Source organism: Pseudomonas sp. XP1, assembly GCF_053557675.1.
The window spans coordinates 47257-50558 of the sequence record NZ_JBNRIJ010000031.1; the positions used below are offsets into that span (position 1 = coordinate 47257).

The window sequence follows — 3302 nt, forward strand, 5'->3', positions numbered from 1 at the left end:
TTTCACTGTTATCCGAGTATTCCGATGGGTCTTTCCGCAACCGCAACACCCGAGCCGCGTCGCCTGGGCGCCCCCTTGATCGCCTTGGCCCTGCTGCTGGCCGGTGCCTGGTTCCTCAACCTCAATGCCGGCTTCAAGCAGGTACTGCTGCTGATCGTTGGCGCCGCGCTTGGCGTGACGCTGTATCACGCCGCCTTCGGCTTCACCTCGGCCTGGCGGGTATTCATCAACGAGCGGCGCGGCGCGGGCCTGCGTGCGCAGATGGTCATGCTGGCCCTGGCCGTGCTGCTGTTCTTCCCGGCGCTGTCGGCCGGCAGCCTGTTCGGCAACCCGGTCAACGGCCTGGTGGCACCGGCGGGAGTGTCGGTGGTGTTCGGCGCGTTCATCTTTGGCATAGGCATGCAGCTGGGAGGCGGCTGTGCATCGGGTACGCTGTTCACCGTCGGTGGCGGCAATGCGCGCATGCTGGTGACCTTGCTGTTCTTCATCATCGGTTCGGTCACCGCCACCCACCACGCCGACTGGTGGTTCGCCTTGCCATCGTTCCCGGCCACCTCCATCGTGCAGGCGTGGGGTGTGGGGCCGGCGCTGCTGGCCAGCCTGGCGGTGTTCGGGCTGATCGGCTGGGCCACCGTGGTGCTGGAAAAGCGCCGGCACGGCGCGCTGGAAGCGCCTGCCAGCGGCGAACGCCAGGGCTTGCGCCGCTTGCTGCGCGGCCCATGGCCGTTACTTTGGGGGGCCATCGCCCTGGCCTTGCTGAACTACGCCACTTTGGCGCTGGCGGGGCGGCCGTGGGGCATTACCTCGGCCTTCGCCTTGTGGGGGGCCAAGGCCCTCGATGGCCTGGGCGTTGATGTCGGCAGCTGGGTGTTCTGGCAGGCGCCGGCCAATGCCAAGGCGCTGGCCTCGCCGCTGTGGCAGGACATCACCACGGTGATGGACCTGGGGATCGTGCTGGGTGCGCTGCTGGCGGCAGGCCTGGCCGGACGCTTTGCCCCAAGCCTGAAGATCCCGCTGGCGTCTCTGGTGGCCGCCATCATCGGTGGCTTGCTGCTGGGTTATGGTTCGCGCCTGGCCTATGGCTGCAACATCGGCGCGTACTTCAGTGGCATCGCCTCGGGTAGCGTGCACGGCTGGCTGTGGCTGGTGGCGGCCTATGCCGGCAACCTGATCGGTGTGCGCCTGCGTCCGCTGTTCTTTGCCGGCGAGCGTCGGCCTGTTGCGCTGACCGGCTGCTGAAGCACTTAGCCAATTGCTGCAAGGGGTGCAGAAATCATCTGCATCCCGCCTGATTAGCCTGACTCGAACACCCATCCAGCAGGATTCGATCATGGCTAACCGCATCGTTCTCAACAGCACCGGCACTGCCGATGTCATGCAGATGAACACTTGCAAGCACAAGCCCCAGGGCCCGGCCAGGTCTGGCTGCTGGCCGATTTCGTGCTGGCCTACCTGCAGGTGGCGGTGAAGGCCGAATATGCCGATCGTTTCGTCGACCTGATCGGCGAGGGTTTCGACGCCGCCATCCGAATTGGCGAGCTGGCTGACAACCGGCGTTGGCATCCTGGCGGGAGGGGACTGGCTGATGGGCGAGGACCTCGCCGCCGGGCGCTTGGTGCGGGTGCTGCCGCAATGGCAGTTGGATGTGGCGGCAGGCATTTACCTGGTACGGCCGACTGCGCGCCTAAACACTGCCGCCCTGGTGGCTTTCAAGGCGTGGCCGGAAGCACGATTCGAGGCCGGCGCACCGTGGCGGCTATCGAATAACTAATTGAATCAGCAGGGACCCTGTGGGAGCGGCTTTAGCCGCGAACACCGGCGTAGCCGGTGCCATGCACCGCGTTGGATTCTTCGCGGCTAAAGCCGCTCCCACAGGGTACGCGGGCCGCTTGCGACAATACAGCCAAGGGCTGGGCAATGGTTTGAGAGCTTTATCGCCTTGCTACGGCATGCTGCACGCACTGCTCGTAATAGGTCTGCTTGATCGCTGCAGGCTTGAGCCGAGAGCGGCTGTTGTAGGTCTGTTCGGTAATACCGAAGGCGGTCATGCGCATCCACGGCTTGGGGAACTTGCGCGCCTGCAGCTTCTTGCGCGTGGCATACAGGGTTACCCCGGAAAGCTTGGCCTGCTGCGCCTCGGCGGCTATCTGCGCGCCCCAGCCGCAGGTGTGGCGATCGTTCTGGCTCAGCGCCCGTGCCTGGGCGCCGAAAGCGAGCGTGGCCAGCAGGCAGCCGGCCATCGTTGCTAGAAGTACTCGCATGTTGCTGTCCTAAGCATCTGAAGGAAAACGAAGTTTGCCTTCACAAGCAGGCACTGGGGGCCAGCAATTTGCCGCCAGACCATGGTCGCTCGCAATTGACTGGTGGCGTGCGAACCAGCGAATAAATACCGCACTGCGTGTATGTGATCGTACAACTGCTTGCGCTATGATGAGCGCTGTCTTTCAAGGTGAAATACAGGGCAATGACAGAGCAGCAGGTACAGGCAAAGACCCGGCGCAAGCCGCGCAGTCTGGCCCAGGAACTGGTCACGGTGCTGACCGAGCGCATTCGCAGCGGCCAGCTCAAGCGCGGCGACAAGCTGCCGACCGAATCGCAGATCATGGCCGAAGAGGGTGTCAGCCGCACGGTGGTGCGTGAAGCGATCTCGCGGCTGCAGGCCGCCGGGCAGGTCGAGACCCGCCACGGCATTGGCACCTTCGTGCTGGACGCGCCAGCCACGGGTGGTTTCCGTATCGACCCGGCGACCGTGGTCACTCTGCGTGAAGTACTGGCGGTGCTGGAATTGCGCATTGCCCTGGAGATCGAATCGGCGGGCCTGGCGGCGCAGCGGCGCAGCGATGAAGAGCTGGCCGGCATGCGTGCGGCGCTGGATGAACTCAACGAAGGGGCTGCCCACGCTACGGATGCGGTGTCGGCAGATTTCCAGTTCCACCTGCGCATTGCCCAGGCCAGCGGCAACCATTACTTCGCCGACATCATCAATCATCTGGGCACCAGCATCATCCCACGTACCCGGTTGAACTCGGCGCGGCTGGCCCGCGATGACCAGGCGCACTACATGAGCCGGCTGATGCACGAGCACGAGGCGATCTACGAAGCCATCGCCCGGCGTGATAGCGAAGGGGCGAAGATGGCCATGCGCATGCACCTGAGCAACAGCCGCGAGCGCTTGCGCCAGGCGCATGAGGAGGCCGAGGCGCAGGGGGCCTGAGGCCTTCGTCGCTTGTGCCGGCCTCTTCGCGGGCGCGCCCGCTCCCACAGGGATCACCTTATCTTGAGTGTGCAGCGATACTTGTGGG

General features: G+C 64.7%; 3 protein-coding genes and 1 pseudogene. 3 read left to right on the plus strand and 1 reads right to left on the minus strand.

Going from position 1 to position 3302, the window contains the following annotated elements:
- Positions 1-24 precede the first annotated feature (24 nt).
- Positions 25-1239 (plus strand): YeeE/YedE family protein, encoded by a 1215-nt coding sequence (locus tag ACK1U9_RS21085; RefSeq protein ID WP_046615443.1) that lies wholly within the window; start codon positions 25-27, stop codon positions 1237-1239.
- A 174-nt stretch (positions 1240-1413) separates the two neighbouring features.
- A pseudogene (locus ACK1U9_RS21090) lies at positions 1414-1771 on the plus strand (hypothetical protein); the annotation flags it as partial.
- Positions 1772-1931: 160 nt separating this feature from the next.
- Here the strand turns inward: ACK1U9_RS21090 and ACK1U9_RS21095 are convergent.
- Positions 1932-2261 carry a hypothetical protein gene (locus ACK1U9_RS21095; RefSeq protein ID WP_023660807.1) on the minus strand — a complete coding sequence of 110 codons (330 nt, stop codon included), beginning with the start codon at positions 2259-2261 and terminating at the stop codon, positions 1932-1934.
- A gap of 203 nt (positions 2262-2464) precedes the next feature.
- Here ACK1U9_RS21095 and ACK1U9_RS21100 point away from each other — a divergent pair, with 203 nt between their 5' ends.
- A complete protein-coding gene (locus ACK1U9_RS21100; protein WP_046615442.1) occupies positions 2465-3214 on the plus strand; it encodes a FadR/GntR family transcriptional regulator in 750 nt (249 codons plus the stop codon).
- Positions 3215-3302: the final 88 nt, after the last annotated feature.